The 15,566-nt window shown below is 69.9% G+C and carries 10 protein-coding genes; 7 read left to right on the forward strand and 3 right to left on the reverse strand.

Annotation, left to right across the window (positions count from 1 at the left end; translation table 11 throughout):
* Positions 1-17: 17 nt before the first annotated feature.
* Positions 18-1,910, reverse strand: a complete 1,893-nt coding sequence (locus G6045_RS13005) for an N-acetylmuramoyl-L-alanine amidase (RefSeq protein ID WP_235967858.1) — start codon at positions 1,908-1,910, stop codon at positions 18-20.
* A 345-nt stretch (positions 1,911-2,255) separates the two neighbouring features.
* On the reverse strand, positions 2,256-3,443 hold the full coding sequence (locus G6045_RS13010; RefSeq protein ID WP_165332069.1) for an ROK family transcriptional regulator: 1,188 nt from the start codon (positions 3,441-3,443) through the stop codon (positions 2,256-2,258).
* Between the two features lie 230 nt (positions 3,444-3,673).
* On the opposite strand from G6045_RS13010, the gene G6045_RS13015 reads away from it, so the two are divergent.
* The 6 genes from G6045_RS13015 to G6045_RS13040 all read left to right on the forward strand — a co-directional run bounded on the left by G6045_RS13015 (position 3,674) and on the right by G6045_RS13040 (position 12,506).
* Positions 3,674-5,164, forward strand: a complete 1,491-nt coding sequence (locus G6045_RS13015; RefSeq protein WP_165332081.1) for a sugar ABC transporter ATP-binding protein — start codon at positions 3,674-3,676, stop codon at positions 5,162-5,164.
* Positions 5,161-6,159 (forward strand): ABC transporter permease, encoded by a 999-nt coding sequence (locus tag G6045_RS13020; RefSeq protein ID WP_165332070.1) that lies wholly within the window; start codon positions 5,161-5,163, stop codon positions 6,157-6,159. Before G6045_RS13015 ends, G6045_RS13020 begins: the two co-directional genes overlap by 4 nt.
* Positions 6,156-7,163: an ABC transporter permease gene (locus G6045_RS13025; protein ID WP_165332071.1), complete on the forward strand. Its 1,008-nt coding sequence runs from the start codon at positions 6,156-6,158 to the stop codon at positions 7,161-7,163. Before G6045_RS13020 ends, G6045_RS13025 begins: the two co-directional genes overlap by 4 nt.
* A complete protein-coding gene (locus tag G6045_RS13030) occupies positions 7,160-8,371 on the forward strand; it encodes an ABC transporter substrate-binding protein (protein ID WP_165332072.1) in 1,212 nt (403 codons plus the stop codon). The genes G6045_RS13025 and G6045_RS13030 overlap by 4 nt, the downstream gene beginning before the upstream one ends.
* Positions 8,368-9,252, forward strand: a complete 885-nt coding sequence (locus G6045_RS13035) for a sugar phosphate isomerase/epimerase family protein (protein WP_165332073.1) — start codon at positions 8,368-8,370, stop codon at positions 9,250-9,252. Before G6045_RS13030 ends, G6045_RS13035 begins: the two co-directional genes overlap by 4 nt.
* Positions 9,253-9,404: 152 nt before the next feature.
* Entirely contained in the window at positions 9,405-12,506 is a 3,102-nt protein-coding gene (locus G6045_RS13040) for a ThuA domain-containing protein (protein WP_165332074.1), read from the forward strand.
* 177 nt (positions 12,507-12,683) lie between these two features.
* Here the strand turns inward: G6045_RS13040 and G6045_RS13045 are convergent, their stop codons facing one another.
* On the reverse strand, positions 12,684-13,838 hold the full coding sequence (locus G6045_RS13045; protein ID WP_165332075.1) for an aminoglycoside phosphotransferase family protein: 1,155 nt from the start codon (positions 13,836-13,838) through the stop codon (positions 12,684-12,686).
* A gap of 231 nt (positions 13,839-14,069) precedes the next feature.
* On the opposite strand from G6045_RS13045, the gene G6045_RS13050 reads away from it, so the two are divergent.
* The gene (locus G6045_RS13050) at positions 14,070-15,563 is read left to right on the forward strand and encodes a DNA-binding protein NsdB (RefSeq protein WP_165332076.1); all 1,494 of its coding nucleotides are present in this window, start codon (positions 14,070-14,072) and stop codon (positions 15,561-15,563) included.
* Positions 15,564-15,566: the final 3 nt, after the last annotated feature.

Here is a 15,566-nt window from a genome sequence, read left to right on the forward strand (position 1 = left end):
CCCTCGGTCCCGCTGCCTCAGCTGCTGGACTTCACCTCCACGTCCGCCGCCCGCACGAACGCCACGCGGTGTCCGAACTGGATCTCGTAGTACTCGTCCTTGCCCCGCACCACCTTGTGCCCGCTGGTGTCGAACACCGGCGCGAAGTAGTACTCGCCGGGTGTCTTGTCACCCGCCGCGTACTCCTGCCCCGCGAGCAGCTTGTACGGCAGCGCCGACACCGGCTGCGGCGCGATGCCCGTCCCCTCGTACGCCGCCGCCTCCGGGTAGGCGCGTCCGTACACCGGCACGTCCGTGCGCCCCGCCTTGGGCGTGATCACCAGGCCTGCCGCGTCCACCGCCGTGGGCTGCTTCTTCGGGTTCTTGAACCAGGCCTTCTGCCCCAGGTACCAGATCGCCGTCCAGTCGCCCTTGCGTTCCGCGACCGCGTAGCGCTGGCCGGTCGACACCCGCGAACCGAGATCGTTCACGCCGATCGTCGACGCGCCGCCGCCCGGACGCAGACCGATGTCCTTGATCAGCGGAGCGTCCTCACGCGGCTCGGTGTACACCCGCACCGCGCTGGAGCCGTGCGCCGGACACTTCTCGCCGGCCTTCGTGCACCCCGTGAACTCCGGGCTGTGCTCGTCGTACTCGGGCAGGATCGTCACCAGGCCGCCCGACGGCCCGGCGCTGCGGTGGAACGGCTTGCCGAGCAGGGTGAAGTAGTGCTGCCAGTCCCAGTACGGGCCGGGGTCCGTGTGCATCCCCGGAATGGTGCCCGCCGTCGGCCCGGGCACCGTGTCGTGGCCGAGGATGTGCTGACGGTCCAGCGGGATGCCGTAGCGCTTGGAGAGATACTTCACCAGGCGCGCCGAGGTCCGGTACATCGCCTCCGTGTACCAGGTGTCGGGCTGCGTGAGGAAACCCTCGTGCTCCAGGCCGATCGACTTGCTGTTGATGTACCAGTTGCCCGCGTGCCAGCCCACGTCCTTGAGCTTCAGATGCTGCGCGATATGCCCGTCGGTCGCGCGCAGCGAGTACTGCCAGGACACATACGTGGGGTCCTGGACCAGCTTGAGCACCGTGTCCCAGCGGCCCTCGGTGTCATGGACCACGATGTAGTCGATCGACTGGTCCTCGGGCCGGTTGGCCTTGTCGTGGTTGCCGTAGTCGTCCTCGCCGAACTCCTCGTACGGAGCCGGGATCCACTCGCAGGCGATGGTCGGCGGGCAGTCGGTCTCGCCCTTCGCGGCGCGGCGGAGCCCGAGCCCTTCGAGCTGCGCGGCGTCCGGTGCGGCCGCCGGCGTCGCGTCCAGGGCGACCCGCTGGCCCGCGTCCGTGGTGCGCGAGGCGCCGTCGCGGATCACGGCGAAGACCTCGTTCGCGTACGAGGCGGCCGTGGCCTCGTCGTCGGCGCCCGAGTAGGCGGCGACGGCCGCGTACCAGTCCGCCGGGTCGGCGCTGAGCGGCTTGCCGGCCTTCTTCTGCGCCTCGGCGAGCAGCGCCGCGCCGCCGCGCAGATTCGCCGCCGGGTCCGTGCGCAGCTCCTCGGCGGAGATGCCGGTGAGCTCCGCGGCACGAGTCAACGTCCGCAGCCGCGCGGGCAGTTCGGAGGCGTCCGGCAGCTCCGCCTCGGGGACGCGCGCGGGGCGGGAGGAGTCCCCTCGCGCGTCCTCCTCGCCGTGGCTGTGATGCGGGGCCTCGGCCTTGAGCGCGGTGGCCGCGTCCGTCAGGTGCATGGGGCCGTAGCCGCCGGCGACGCTCGGCGCTCCGGCGTGTCCGTCCCAGCGGGACTGCAGATAGGACACGCCGAGCAGCACGCTCTGCGGCACCTGGAACTCGGCGGCCGCCGCGCTGAACGCGCCCTGCAGCCGGGCGGACGGCGCTGTGCTCTGCTCGCCGGACGGGGCCGCCGCCACGAGGGGCAGCAGCAGCGCGGCCGTTGCGAGGGCACCCGCCGTCCTGGGCAGCCGTCTGCGGGGGGCAGAAGTCTGTGCAGCATCGGGTCGTCGTCGCAAAGCAGCCTCCGGGACGGTGGGGCGCCAAGGGGCGCGCGTGGGGCGTACGGGGCCGGGCGAGGTCAGTGGTATCGCTTGCCCGACGATCCGTCAATCATGCGACAGCAAAGGGGATTTCCCATGTCAGCGCGGGGTTCGGCGGTTTCCGGCGCGGTGGCACGGCGGCCTGCGACGCGTCAGTGGAATGGACCAATGCGCCCTGGTGAGCAGGAAGAATGACGGGTCCCGCGGTGGGCAGGGCGTCTCGGCATATGGTCAGCCGGCGGCGGCAGCGAGGGCGCGGTCCACCTGATCGGGTGAGAGGGCGTGTTCGATCGCAAGGATGCCCGCGCCGATGGCGGCAGCGTTCTCTCCCGTACGGCTCGGCTCGATCCGCAGCACGTGCGTGGCCAGCGGATGCGAACGCCGGTAGACCGCCTCGCGCACCCCGGCGAGCAGCTGGTCGTGCACGGCCGCGAGCGCGCCGCCGACCACCACCGTGTCCGGGTTGAAGAAGTTCACCAGACCGGCCAGGACCTCGCCCACGGCCCGTCCGGCCTCGCGGACCATGCGGACGGCGTCGCGATTGCCGGACTTCACCAGGCGTACGACATCACTGCCGCTCGCCGCGTCCAGGCCGAGCTCGGCGAGCCTGCGCGCGAGGGCCGCGCCGCCCGCGACGGCCTCCAGGCAGCCGGAGTTGCCGCAGCGGCAGGGCTCGGTGTCGTCCGCCACGCGGATATGGCCGATGTCGCCGGCGCTGCCCTGCGCCCCGCGGTGCAGGCGGCCGTCGGCGATGATCCCGCAGCCGATGCCCGTACCGACCTTGATGTACAGCAGATAGCGGGTCTCGGGGAAGGCGAGGCGCTGCTCGGCGAGCGCCATGACGTTCACGTCGTTGTCGACGAGCGCGCGCACACCGAAACGGTCGGCGAAGAACTCCGGTATCGGGTACTGATGCCAGCCCGGCATGATCGGCGGATCGACCGGACGGCCCGTCGTGAACTCGACCGGCCCTGGCACGCCGACCCCGATCGCCTGCAATGACTGCGGGGCGTGGTCCGCTTCCTTGAGCAGCGCGTGCAGGGTCTTCTCGACATGGCCGAGGACCGCCTGCGGACCGTCCGCGATCGACAGCGGGTCCTCGCGCTGGGCGAGCGTCGCGCCGGTGAGATCGAGCAGGGCGACCCGGCAGTGCGAGGCCCCCAGGTCCACACCCGCCACCGCGTGTTCGCCGGTACGCAGCTGAAGGCGGCGCGGCGGCCGCCCGCCGGTGGAGCCGCCGTCCGCGTTGTCCTCGTCGACGAAGCCGTGCGCGATGAGCGCGTCCACGCGCTGCGACACCGTGGAGCGTGCCAGACCGGTGAGGCGCGCGATATCGGCCCGGGTCTCCACCGAGCCGGAGCGGATGAGCGCGAGCACGTCGCCCGCGGAGGCGGAGGACACATCGGGGGCCGTCGGCATGCCGTCACCATAGAGGCCCACTTCTGCTGCGTACAAGGCTCCATCTGTTCGGCGATCGACCTAAGTCACCGTCAAGAACCTTGTGCAGAACGGTGCTTGGACCCTTGACAGGAAAAAGCGGTGCCAGGACATTGCTCCGCGATGGTGTGCAGAAAACGCTGTCTGCCGAAGGAGCCCCGCGCATGCCGGCCACACGCGAGTCACCGCAGTCACCGGGCGGAGCAGCCCCGCTGCTGACCATGCGAAAGGTGTCCAAGAGCTTTCTCGGCGTCCGCGTGCTCCATGGCGTCGGCCTCGACCTCGCCGCCGGAGAGGTGCACGCCCTCGTCGGCGAGAACGGCGCGGGCAAGTCCACGCTGATGAAGGTGCTCGCCGGGGAGCACATCCCGGACTCCGGCACCATCGAACTCGACGGCACCGCCCACGCGTTCACCCACCCCAAGCAGGCGCAGGCGGCCGGGGTCGGCATCATCCACCAGGAGTTCGCGCTCCTGGAGCACCGCACCGTCGCCGAGAACGTCTTCCTCGGCCGCGAACCCACCCGCTTCGGCCTGGTGGACCGCCGCGCCATGGAGCGGCGCACCGGTGAACTCCTCGCCGAGCTCGGAGAAACCGGTATCTCACCGCGGACGCACATCCGCGAGCTGTCCGTGGCCCGCCGCCAGACCGTCGAGATCGTCAAGGCGCTCGCCTCCGACGTCCGGATCCTGGTGATGGACGAACCGACCGCACCGCTCGCCGACCACGAGGCACGGCTCCTGCACGGCCTCGTACGGCGGCTCGCCGGCCGCGGCCTGGGCATCCTGTACATCTCGCACCGGCTGCGCGAAGTCTTCGAACTCTCCGACCGCATCACGGTGTTGAAGGACGGCCGGCACATCACCACCGTCGCCACCGCCTCCACCGACACGGACGCGATCGTGCGCGCCATGGTCGGCCGCGACCTCAGCGCGTACTACCCGCCGCGCGCCTCCTCGGACGCGGCCGGTGCGGTGGCACTCTCCCTGCGCGGTGGCACGAACAAGCGGCTCAAGGGCATCGACCTCGACCTGCGCGCGGGCCAGGTCACCGGGATCGCCGGCCTGCAGGGCTCGGGACGCACCTCCCTGGCCCGCGCCCTGTTCGGCGCCGCACCGTTCAGCGCCGGTGACATGACCGTCGGCGGACGGAGGCTGAGGCCCGGCAACCCCCGCGAGGCCATCCGCGCCGGCATCGCGCTCGTCACCGAGGACCGCAAGGGCGAAGGGCTCGCCCTGCGCCAGTCCGTACGCGACAACGCCCTGCTCGTCACCCGCGCCGTCCCCGGCCAGCAGCGTGCCACAGCCGCACGCGACCTCGCGGACCTCCTCGAGCGCGTACGGCTCCAGGCGCGCGGCGGCCCGGACCAGCAGGTGCAGTTCCTGTCCGGCGGCAACCAGCAGAAGGTCGTCATCGCCAAATGGCTCGCGGCCGGGCCCACCGTGCTGCTCTTCGACGAGCCCACCCGCGGGGTCGACGTGGGCGCCAAGGCCGCCATCCACACCCTCGTACGCGAGCTCGCCGAGGAAGGACTCGCCGTCCTGATCATCTCGTCCGAACTGCCCGAACTCATCGGCATGAGCGACCGCATCCTCGTCATGAGCGACGGCAGGCTCGCCGGTGAACTCCCCGCCGGCGCCTCGGAGGAGGACATCATGCGCCTCGCCACGGGCCCCGCCGAAGAAGGGACCGACGCCGCATGACCCCGACGGCACTGGCCCCGTCCGTGCTCAAGCCCGAGCCGGCCCGGCGCCGCACGAAGCTCACCGACCCGGCGGTCGGCGTCTGGCTCGCGGCCGCCGTGGTGATCGTGCTCGGCTGGCTGATCGTCACGATCGACGGCGGCAGCTTCTTCGCCCGGGCCAACCTCACCACGATCCTGTCCAACTGCGTGGCCCTCGGCCTCGTCGCGGTCGGCCAGAGCGCGGTGATCCTCACCGGCTCCCTCGACCTCTCCGTCGCGTACCTGATCAGTCTCGGCACCCTCGTGGCCGCCGAGACGATGCAGGACGGCAGCGTCGTCACCGGCATCCTCGCCGTACTCGCCCTGTCCATCGCCGTGGGGCTCGCCAACGGTCTGATCGTCACCGGGCTCAAGGTCAACGCCTTCATCGCCACCCTCGGCACGGCGTTCATCCTGCGCGGCTGGATCGAGGACAACTACACCGGCCCCGCCGGACAAGTCCCCGCATCCTTCCGGCACCTCGGCTACGACCGCATCGGCCCGATCCCCGTCTCGATCTTCCTGCTCGCAGCGGTCGCGGCCGCGGCCTGGTTCATCACCAGACGCACCAGGCTTGGACATCACATGTACGCCACCGGCGGCGACGAACACGCGGCCCGGCTCTCCGGCGTCCGCACCCGCCGCACCGTGGTCATCGCCCACATCATCTGCTCCCTGTGCGTGGGCGCCGCGGCCCTCTTCCTCGCCTCCCGGCTCGGCGCGGGCGCCCCCTGGGCCGGCACCGAAGCGCGCTACGACCTCGAGTCGATCGCCGCCGTGGTGCTCGGCGGCACGGCGCTCGCGGGCGGACGCGGGGGAGTGGCGGGCACGCTCGGCGGCGTCCTGATCCTCGCCGTCCTGGACAGCGTCTTCAACCAGCTCTCCGTGGACCCCTTCTTCAAGAACGTCGTACGCGGCGTCGTGATCATCGCCGCCGTCGCCCTGTACGCCCGGCGCGGAAGGAGGTCCGCATGACGACCGCGACGTCAACTCCCGTGTCGTACAAGCGAGTGGTGAGCGCCCTCGGCACCGGTATCCCGGTGTACGCCCTGCTCGTGGTGCTGCTCGTGGCGATCGCGGTCACCGACCCGAGCTTCTACGAACTCGACCGCTTCCTCGCCTTCGTCAAACGCGCCGCACCCCTGGTCATCCTGGCCGCCGGTCAGTACCTGGTCATCGTCAGCGGCGAGTTCGACCTGTCCGTCGGCGCCATCGTCACCGCCGGAGTGGTCGTCGCGGCCGAGCTGTACGGCTCCTTCACCGACTCCCACTGGCTCGTCATCAGCCTCGCCCTGGTCCTCGGCGGCGCGATCGTGGGCCTCGCCAACGGACTGATCACCACGGCCCTGCGCGTCCCCTCCTTCATCACCACGCTCGGCATGATGCTGATCCTCGAAGGCGCCGTCTTCTACTGGACCGGCGGCTCACCGACAGGCGTCCTGCCCGAGGACTTCCGCGCGCTCGGCCGCAACTCGGCCTTCGGCTGGCTCCCTTGGGCGGTACTCGCCTGCCTCGCGGTCGGCGCGTTCGCGGTGTGGCTGATGCGCCGCGACTTCGGCCGCACCCTGATGGCCACGGGTGACAGCGAGCGCACGGCGGCGCTCTCCGGCGTACGCGTGCACCGCGTCCGGGTCCTCGCCTTCGTCCTCTCCGGAGTGGCCGCCGCGCTCGCCGCGATCCTCGTCGGCGGCTTCTCCGGTGTGTCCGCACAGGCCGGACGCGGCCTGGAGTTCGAGGCCATCACCGCCGTCGTGCTCGGCGGAGTGGTGCTCGGCGGCGGCCGGGGCTCCGTGGTGGCCGCGATGGCCGGCGCGTTCTCCCTGCAGGCCCTGTTCACCCTGCTCAACCTCCAAGGCGTCTCCGGCGCCCTCGAATCCACCGTCCAGGGCGTGATCGTCATCGCCGCCGTCGGCCTGGGCGCCGCCAACTGGTCCCGCATCCGCCGCCGTTCCAACTCTTCGGGAGGGACACCCTCATGAAACCCCTCAGGAAGCACAGACTCCTCGCACCGGGCGCGGCCCTGTTCGCCGCCGCCCTGCTCACCTCCTGCTCCAGCGACGCACCGCCCGAGTCACCCGGCGCCTCCGCCTCCGAGAGCCAGGACGACAAGGCCACCGAGCAGTCCAAGTTCTTCGAACAGGCCGAGTACGACCGGCAGATCAAGCTCGCCGACGTCACACCCGAAGGACCGGCGGACAAGCCCTGGGTGCAGATGCTCGAACCCGAGATGCGCGACACCGCCGAGTTCAAGAAGAAGGGCGGCCTCGCGGGCACCCACCTGTGCTTCTCCAACGCAGGGGTCTTCAACCCCTGGCGCCAGGTCGGCCTGAAGAACATGCAGGCCGAGGTGAAACTCCACAAGGAGATCACCAAGTTCACCGTCCTTGACGCCCAGGGCAAGGACGACAAGCAGATCTCCGACATCGAGGAGCTCACCGGCAAGGGCTGCGACGCGCTCATCGTCTCGCCCAACACCACCGCCACCCTCACCCCGGCCGTCGAGGCCGCCTGCACAAAGGTCCCGGTGATCGTCTTCGACCGCGGCGTGCAGACCGACTGCCCCGTCACCTTCATCAACCCCATCGGCGGATACGGATACGGCTCGGTCGCCGCCGACTTCCTGGTCGAGAAGGTCAAGCCCAAGGGCAAGATCCTCGCCCTGCGCATCTCACCCGGCGTCGACGTCCTGGAGAACCGCTGGTCCGCCGCGAAGGTCGCCTTCGACAAGAGCGAACTCGACGTCGTGGACATCAAGTTCACCGAGGGCGACACCGCCAAGACCAAGTCGATCGTCGCCGACGCCATCTCACGGCACGGACAGATCGACGGCGTATGGATGGACGCCGGCGCCACCTCCGTCGCCGCCATCGAAGCCTTCGAGGACGCCGGTGTCGACGTCCCGCCGATCACCGGCGAGGACCAGCAGGACTTCCTCAAGGCCTGGAAGGACAAGAAGCTCACCGCGATCGCCCCGACCTACCCCACCTTCCAGTGGCGCACGCCCGTGATCGCCGCCCTCGACATCCTCGCGGGCAAGCAGGTCCCCAAGGAGTGGAAGCTCCCGCAGCCCACCGTCACCGAGGAGAACCTGGACGACTACCTCCAGGAGGGCATGCCGCCGCTGCACTACGCCATGTGCGGCTGCGAGGACCTGCCGGGCTTCCCGAAGGAGTGGGGCGGAAAGTGAGTTCTTCCGCTTCCTCCGTACGCAGGATCGGCGCCAACCCGTGGATCTGGCACTCGCCGGTCGGGCCGGCGGCACTCGCCGAAGTGCTGCCGCGCCTGGCCGGCTGGGGCTTCGACTGCGTCGAACTTCCGCTGGAGCAGGCCGACGACTGGGAGCCCGCCGCGGCCGTCAAACTCCTCGGGGCCACGGGCCTGCGTCCGGCCGCGGTGATCGCCGTGATGCCGCCGGACCGCGATCTCGTACGGGCGGGCGCGGAGACGGTCCGCGCCACCCAGGACTATCTGCGGCGCTGCGTCGACGCGGCCCACGCCATCAGCGCACCCGTGGTGGCCGGGCCCGTCTACGCGGCGGTCGGCCGGACCTGGCGGATGGACCGGTGCGAGCGCGAGGCCGCGTACGAGGAGTGGCGGGAGAACATCGCCCCCGTCGTCGAGTACGCCCAGCGGGCCGGCGTCCGGATCGGCGTCGAGCCGCTCAACCGGTACGAGACCAGCCTGTTCAACACCGTCGAGCAGACCCTCGAGGGCCTGGACGGACTGCCGGCGCAGTCCATCGGCGTCGCGCTCGACACGTACCACCAGAACATCGAGGAACGCTCCCTCGCCTCGGCCGTCCGCACGGCGGCCGGGCGGATCGCCCACGTCCAGGTGTGTGCCAACGACCGGGGTGCGCCCGGGGCCGACCATCTGGACTGGGGCGGCTTCCTCGACGCGCTGGACGAGGTGGACTTCCACGGGCCGCTCTGCATCGAGTCGTTCACCGCGCACAACGCGACCATCGCGGTCGCCGCCTCCGTCTGGCGGCCGCTCGCCCCCACCCAGGACGCCATCGCCACCGACGGCCTCGGCTTCCTGCGCAGGCTCCTTGCAGAGCGCTCCTGACCCGCCCACGTACGGCCGCTCCTGACCCGCCCCCCACGTACGACCGCTCCGACATCCGGCACCGCACCACCGCTCTGACATCCGGCACCCCCGCATGGCCGTTACGACAGAGAGGAATCCCCATGGGATGTCATGTCCGTGACACACGAAGAATGCGCCGAGGCCTCATCGCAGGACTCAGCGGACTGCTGCTTGTCGCGGGTGTCCTGCCCGCGGCCGCCGCCGAGATCGTCGACCGGAAGGAACCCGCCTTCCGGGCCCTCCTCTTCACCGAGGCCGTGGGCTATGTCCATGACTCGATCCCCGACGGCATCAAGATGTTCGAGGAGGAGGCCGCCGAGAACAACTTTGAACTCGTCAAGAGCGCCGACTCCAAGATCTTCGCCGACCCCTCCCTGAACGACTTCGACGCGATCGTCATGCTGCAGAACTCCGGCATGGTCTGGGACACCGACGCCGAGAAGGAAGGCCTGCAGAAGTTCGTACGCTCCGGCAAGGGCGTCGTCGCGATCCACAACACCCTCGACATGGGCGTCGAGAACGAGTTCCCGTGGTGGGACGAAACCATCAACGCCGGTGCGCACATGCCCTCCCACTCACCCGGCGTCCTCCAGGGCACGGCGAAGGTCGCCGACCATGTGCACCCTTCCACCAAGGGACTTCCGCAGCGCTGGGAGCGCCCGGAGGAGTGGTACAACTTCGACAAGAACCCCCGCGGTGACGTGCACGTCCTCGTCACGGCCGACGAGACCACGTACAACCCCGGCGGCGACGCGATGGGCGCCGACCATCCGATCTCCTGGTGCCGGGGCACCGAAGGCGGCAGGATCTGGGCCACCGCGATGGGCCACGACAAGGCCTCCTACACCGAGGCGTACTTCCGCGACCACGTCATCGGCGGCCTCAAGTGGGCCTCCGGCACCGCGGCCGGCGACTGCGGTGGCACCGTCTGGAACGGGTACGAGAAGGTCACCCTCGACGACAACACCGCCGACCCGATGGAGCTCGACGTCGCCAAGGACGGCAAGGTCTACTACGCCCAGCGCAGCGGCGAGGTGAAGGTCTTCGACCCGGCGACGCACGCCACCACCGAGGCCGGCAAGCTCGACGTCTACACCGGCGGCGAGGACGGCCTCGTCGGCCTCGAGCTCGACCCGTCCTTCGCCACCAACCGGTGGATCTACCTCTACTACGCACCCACGGGTGCCACCGAGGACATCAACCGTCTGTCGCGCTTCACCATCAAGGACGGCAAGCTCGACGCCGCCAGCGAGAAGAAGCTGATCGACGTCCCCGCCTACCGTGACCGCTCCTTCCCGGAGCCCGGACACACCGGCGGCGCGGTCGAGTTCGGCCCGAACCGCACGCTCTACCTGTCGACCGGCGACGACGTGCCGCCGAACCTCGACCCCGACTGGCAGGGTTACTCACCCATCGACTGGCGGCCCGGCAAGGAGCGCCTGGACGCCGCGCGCACCTCGGCCAACACCAACGACCTGCGCGGCAAGATCCTGCGGCTCAAGCCCAAGGACGGCGGCGGCTACTCGATCCCCAAGGGCAACCTGTTCGCCCCGGGCACGGACAAGACCCGCCCCGAGATCTACGCGATGGGCTTCCGCAATCCCTTCCGCTTCACCGTCGACCCGAAGACCGGCTACGCCCATGTCTCCGACTACGGACCCGACCGCGGCGCCCCGACGACCGAGCGCGGCCCCGAGGGGCTGGTCGAGTACAACGTCATCAAGAAGCCGGGCAACTTCGGCTGGCCGTTCTGCCACGGCAACAACCAGGCATACGCCCCGTACAACCCGGACACCCAGGAAGTCGGCGCCAAGTTCGACTGCACCAAGCCCACCAACCCGTCCCCGAACAACACCGGTCTGACGGACCTGCCGCCGATCCAGGTCCCCGAAGTCTGGTACGGATACGGCGAGTCCAAGGAGTTCCCGGAGATGGGCGCCGGCGGTTCCGCGCCCATGAGCGGCCCCGTCTACCGCTACGACGCCAAGAGCACGTCGCAGACCAAGTTCCCCGCGTACTACGACGGGGCGAGCTTCTTCTACGAGTGGGCGCGCAACGACGTCAAGGAGATGCGCTTCGACCAGGACGAGAAGCTGCTCAAGATCAACGACCTGTTCTCGTCCATGAAGTTCGCCAAGCCCATGGACATGACGTTCGGACCCGACGGCTCCCTCTATGTCCTCGAATGGGGATCGGAGTTCGGCGGCGGCAACAACGACTCCGGTCTCTTCCGGATCGACTACGCCCAGGGCAAGCGCAGCCCCGTCGCCAAGGCCACGGCCTCGGTCACCAACGGGCCCACGCCACTGAAGGTGGACTTCTCCAGCGAGGGCAGCAAGGACCCGGACGGTGATGCCCTCGCCTTCGCCTGGGACTTCGACGGAGACGGCACCGCCGACTCGACCGAAGCCAATCCGTCCCACACGTACACCACGGCCGGTGACTTCAACGCCCAGCTGAAAGTCACCGACTCCACCGGCAAGGAGGGCTTCGCCAACATCCCGATCACGGCGGGCAATACGGCGCCCGTCGTGAAGATCGAGACGCCGGTCGACGGCAAGCTCATCCAGTTCGGCGACGAGATCCCGTACAAGGTGACGGTCACCGATCCGGAGGACGGCGCGATCGACTGCTCCAAGGTCACCGTGAACCCGGCACTCGGCCATGACGACCACGAGCATCCGACCACCGACATCCCCGGCTGCGAAGGCACCGTGGACACCGGTGACCTCGGCGGTCACCCCGAGGGCGCGGATCTCACGTACGTGCTGAACGCCAAGTACACGGACAAGGGCGGCAATGGCGCGAGCGCGCTGACCGGCTACGGCCGTTCGGTGATGCACCCGAAGCACAAGCAGGCCGAGTACTACGACGATCAGTCGGGGACCCGGATCGTCTCGCAGGCCGGTGCCGAGAACGGCAAGCGCATCGGTGACATCAGCAACGGCGACTGGGTGGCCTTCGAGCCGATGAGCGTCGAGGGCATCGCCTCGGTCGGCTACAAGGTGTCCTCACCGTACGGCGTCGGCGCGATCGAACTGCGCGCGGACGCTCCCGACGGGAAGCTGCTCGCCACAACTCCCGTGCAGAACACGGGAGGTTGGGACATCTACCAGGACACCGTCAAGGTGCCGGTGGAGGCGCTGGCCGGGACGCACAAGCTGTATCTGGTCTTCACCTCGCCACAGTCGGGTCCGTACGACCTGGACTCGGTGACCTTCCATACGGAGTAGCCGCTTCCCCCGGCGCCGTATGGAGACGCGCGGTCCCGGCTCCCTTGCTTCCCCCTGGTCATCAAGGGAGCCGGGACCGCTGGCGAAGGCCCCTGGGTGCGCCCAACCCATGGGGGTCCCTCCCTGCTCGAGCGAAGTCGAGAGCTTGGGGGAACACCCAGGGGCCTTCGCTCCCCGTCAGCGAGTGCCGACCGCCGCCCTCACGGCCCTGCGGGCCAGAGCGCAGTCGTCGTGCAGCCGCCTGAGCAGCAGCCGCTGTTCCTCGCCGGACGGCACGGCACCGGGATGGGCCGGGCCCGGTGCCGCCGGGGTCGCTTCGCGCATCGTGCGCTGGACCGCCATCTCGTACGTCCTTATCTCCCTGGTCAGCACCAGCATCAGGTTGATCAGGAAGGCGTCACGGGCCGCCGGGCCCGCGGACTGCGCGAGCTGGCTGATCTGGCGGCGCCCGACCGGTGCGTCGGCGAGCACCGCCCACAGCGTCGCCAGGTCGTACCCCGGCAGATACCAGCCGGCGTGCTCCCAGTCGACGAGGACCGGGCCCGCAGGCGAAAGGAGGACATTCGACAACAGGGCGTCACCATGGCAGAACTGACCCAGGGAACCGCTGCCCGCCGACTGCGCGATGCCGTGCAGCAGCTTCTGCAGATCGCCCGAGTCCCGGTCCGTGAGCAGCCCCAGCTCGTGGTACCGGTTGATCCGCGCCGCATAGTCGAGCGGAGCGTCGAACATGCCGGCCGGCGGCCGCCATGCGTTCAGCCGGCAGATCGCACCGAGCGCGGCCCTGATGTCGGCACGCGGCGGGGCCTCGGCCGGATGGCGTTGCAGGGCCGCCACCCGGCCGGGCATCCGCTCGATCACCAGCGTGCCATTCTCGGGATCGGCGGCGATCAGCCGTGGCACCCGTACCGGAGGACGGTGCCGCACGAACGAACGGTATGTGGCTATCTCATGGCGGCTGCGCTCCGCCCATGCGGGGGAGTGATCGACTAAGCACTTCGCGACCGCAGTCATACGTCCCGTCGTACCGACGAGCAGAACCGAGCGGCCGCTGCGGCGCAGCACCTGCACGGGATTGAACTCCGGGCAGATGCGGTGCACCGAGGCGACAGCCGTACGCAACTGGGCGCCCTGAGGGCCGGACAAGTCGAGTCTCCCGCTGAGCGGTTGGGTGCCGAACCCCGCTGAGCCTGCGGCCCCCGGAGCCCGCCGCGTCCGACCGGTGCCCAACACGGGGGCCGCCGGGCGGGATGGGGCGAGATAAGGGCCCCCGGCCTGCCGCGTGGTGGACGGCCGGGGCGGGGCGGACACGGAGGACGATGCTGTGTACATGGGCGAAACAGATCCCTTCGTGCGCCGACGAGTCACGTGCGCTGCCCGGCCCGACTTCCGTTCGCACCCTGGGGAATGCGGTCGGCCGCCGGGTCGGGGTGGCGCATTCCTACCTGACACCCGGTCGCCTATGGCACACCATCTGGCGCACCCTGGCGAACCCTGGCGAATAGTCGCTCAGCAACTGACAGAGGGTTACTGTCAACTCAGCCGAGAACCTGGGGGCTTGACGTGAGCAGCGAACCAAACGCCCGACTCAGCGACCTGTTCGGCCTGGCCGGCTGGTCCAAGGGTGAGCTCGCAAGGCTGGTCAACCGGCAGGCGGCGGCCATGGGCCATCCGCAGCTGGCGACCGACACCTCGCGGGTGCGTCGCTGGATCGACATGGGAGAGATCCCGCGCGATCCCGTGCCGCGGGTACTTGCGGCACTGTTCACCGAGCGCCTCGGCCGTGTCGTGACCATCGAGGACCTAGGTCTGGTCCGGCACGGGCGCACGGGGAAACGGCAGAGCGGCCACGAGGTGGAACACCCCGACGGTCTGCCGTGGGCGCCCGAGCGGACGGCTGCGGTCCTCACCGAATTCACGGGAATGGACCTCATGCTCAACCGACGCGGCTTGGTGGGCGCGGGCGCCGCGCTTGCCGCGGGCTCCGCACTCAGCAGCGCCATGCACGACTGGCTGCACACCGATCCGGCCCTCTCCTCCGACGCTCCCCGTATCAACGATCCCCTGCACGCCGACCCCGCTGGGTACGACCGCTATGAGGCCGCCCCCATCGGGTCCCAGGAGATCGAAGAGCTGGAGCGTTCCGTGGAGGTCTTCCGCGCCTGGGACGCGGCCCGCGGAGGCGGGCTGCAGCGCAAGGCAGTGGTGGGCCAACTCAACGAAGTCGGCGGGATGCTCTCGTACCGCCACCCCGACCACCTCCAGCGCCGCCTGTGGGGCGTCGCCGCCAACCTCGCCGTACTGGCGGGCTGGATGTCGCACGATGTCGGCCTCGAGCCCACGGCCCAGAAGTACTTCGTCATCGCCGCCCACGCGGCACGCGAAGGCGGCGACAAACCGCGCGCCGGCGAGGCGCTCTCACGCGCGGCCCGCCAGATGGTGCATCTGGGCCGGCCGGACGACGCCCTCGACCTGATGAACCTGGCGAAGTCAGGTTCGGGCGAGGAAGTCCTGCCGCGTACGAAGGCGATGCTCTACACCATCGAGGCCTGGGCACAGGCGTCCATGGGCAAGGGCCAGGCCATGCGCCGCACGCTCGGCGAGGCGGAGGACCTCTTCGTCTCGGACAAGGGCGATGTACCGCCGCCCAGTTGGATGCAGATGTTCGACGAGGCGGACATGCACGGTATGCAGGCCCTGGCGTACCGCACGCTCGCGGACCACGACCCCTCGGCCGCAGCGATCGCACAGCGTCACGCGAAGGAGGCGCTGGAGCTGCGGGCCAAGGGCCGGCAGCGCTCCCAGATCTTCGACTACATCTCGCTGGCGTCGGCCTGCTTCATCGCCGACGACCCCGAACAGGCGGACCGCTACGCGCGGTTGGCGCTGATGTCGATGGGCGAGACCTCGTCCCATCGCACCTGGGACCGCTTGCGGGAGATGTACCGGCTGACGGCTCAGTACTCGGGCTACCCGAAGATTCAGGACCTTCGGGAGGAGATCCAGCTGGCGTTGCCGAGGGTGGTCAAGGGGAGTGGGGGGACAGCCCGGGTCTGAGGT

This window comes from Streptomyces mesophilus (assembly GCF_011044995.1).
In the GTDB taxonomy this organism is placed as follows: domain Bacteria; phylum Actinomycetota; class Actinomycetes; order Streptomycetales; family Streptomycetaceae; genus Streptomyces; species Streptomyces mesophilus.

Bases quoted from the DNA above. Each gene is read 5' to 3' on its own strand.
- G6045_RS13045 (WP_165332075.1), bottom strand. From the start codon at position 13,838: ATGTACACAGCATCGTCCTCCGTGTCCGCCCCGCCCCGGCCGTCCACC.
- G6045_RS13030 (WP_165332072.1), top strand. From the start codon at position 7,160: ATGAAACCCCTCAGGAAGCACAGACTCCTCGCACCGGGCGCGGCCCTG.
- G6045_RS13010 (WP_165332069.1), bottom strand. From the start codon at position 3,443: ATGCCGACGGCCCCCGATGTGTCCTCCGCCTCCGCGGGCGACGTGCTC.
- G6045_RS13040 (WP_165332074.1), top strand. From the start codon at position 9,405: ATGCGCCGAGGCCTCATCGCAGGACTCAGCGGACTGCTGCTTGTCGCG.
- G6045_RS13025 (WP_165332071.1), top strand. From the start codon at position 6,156: ATGACGACCGCGACGTCAACTCCCGTGTCGTACAAGCGAGTGGTGAGC.
- G6045_RS13020 (WP_165332070.1), top strand. From the start codon at position 5,161: ATGACCCCGACGGCACTGGCCCCGTCCGTGCTCAAGCCCGAGCCGGCC.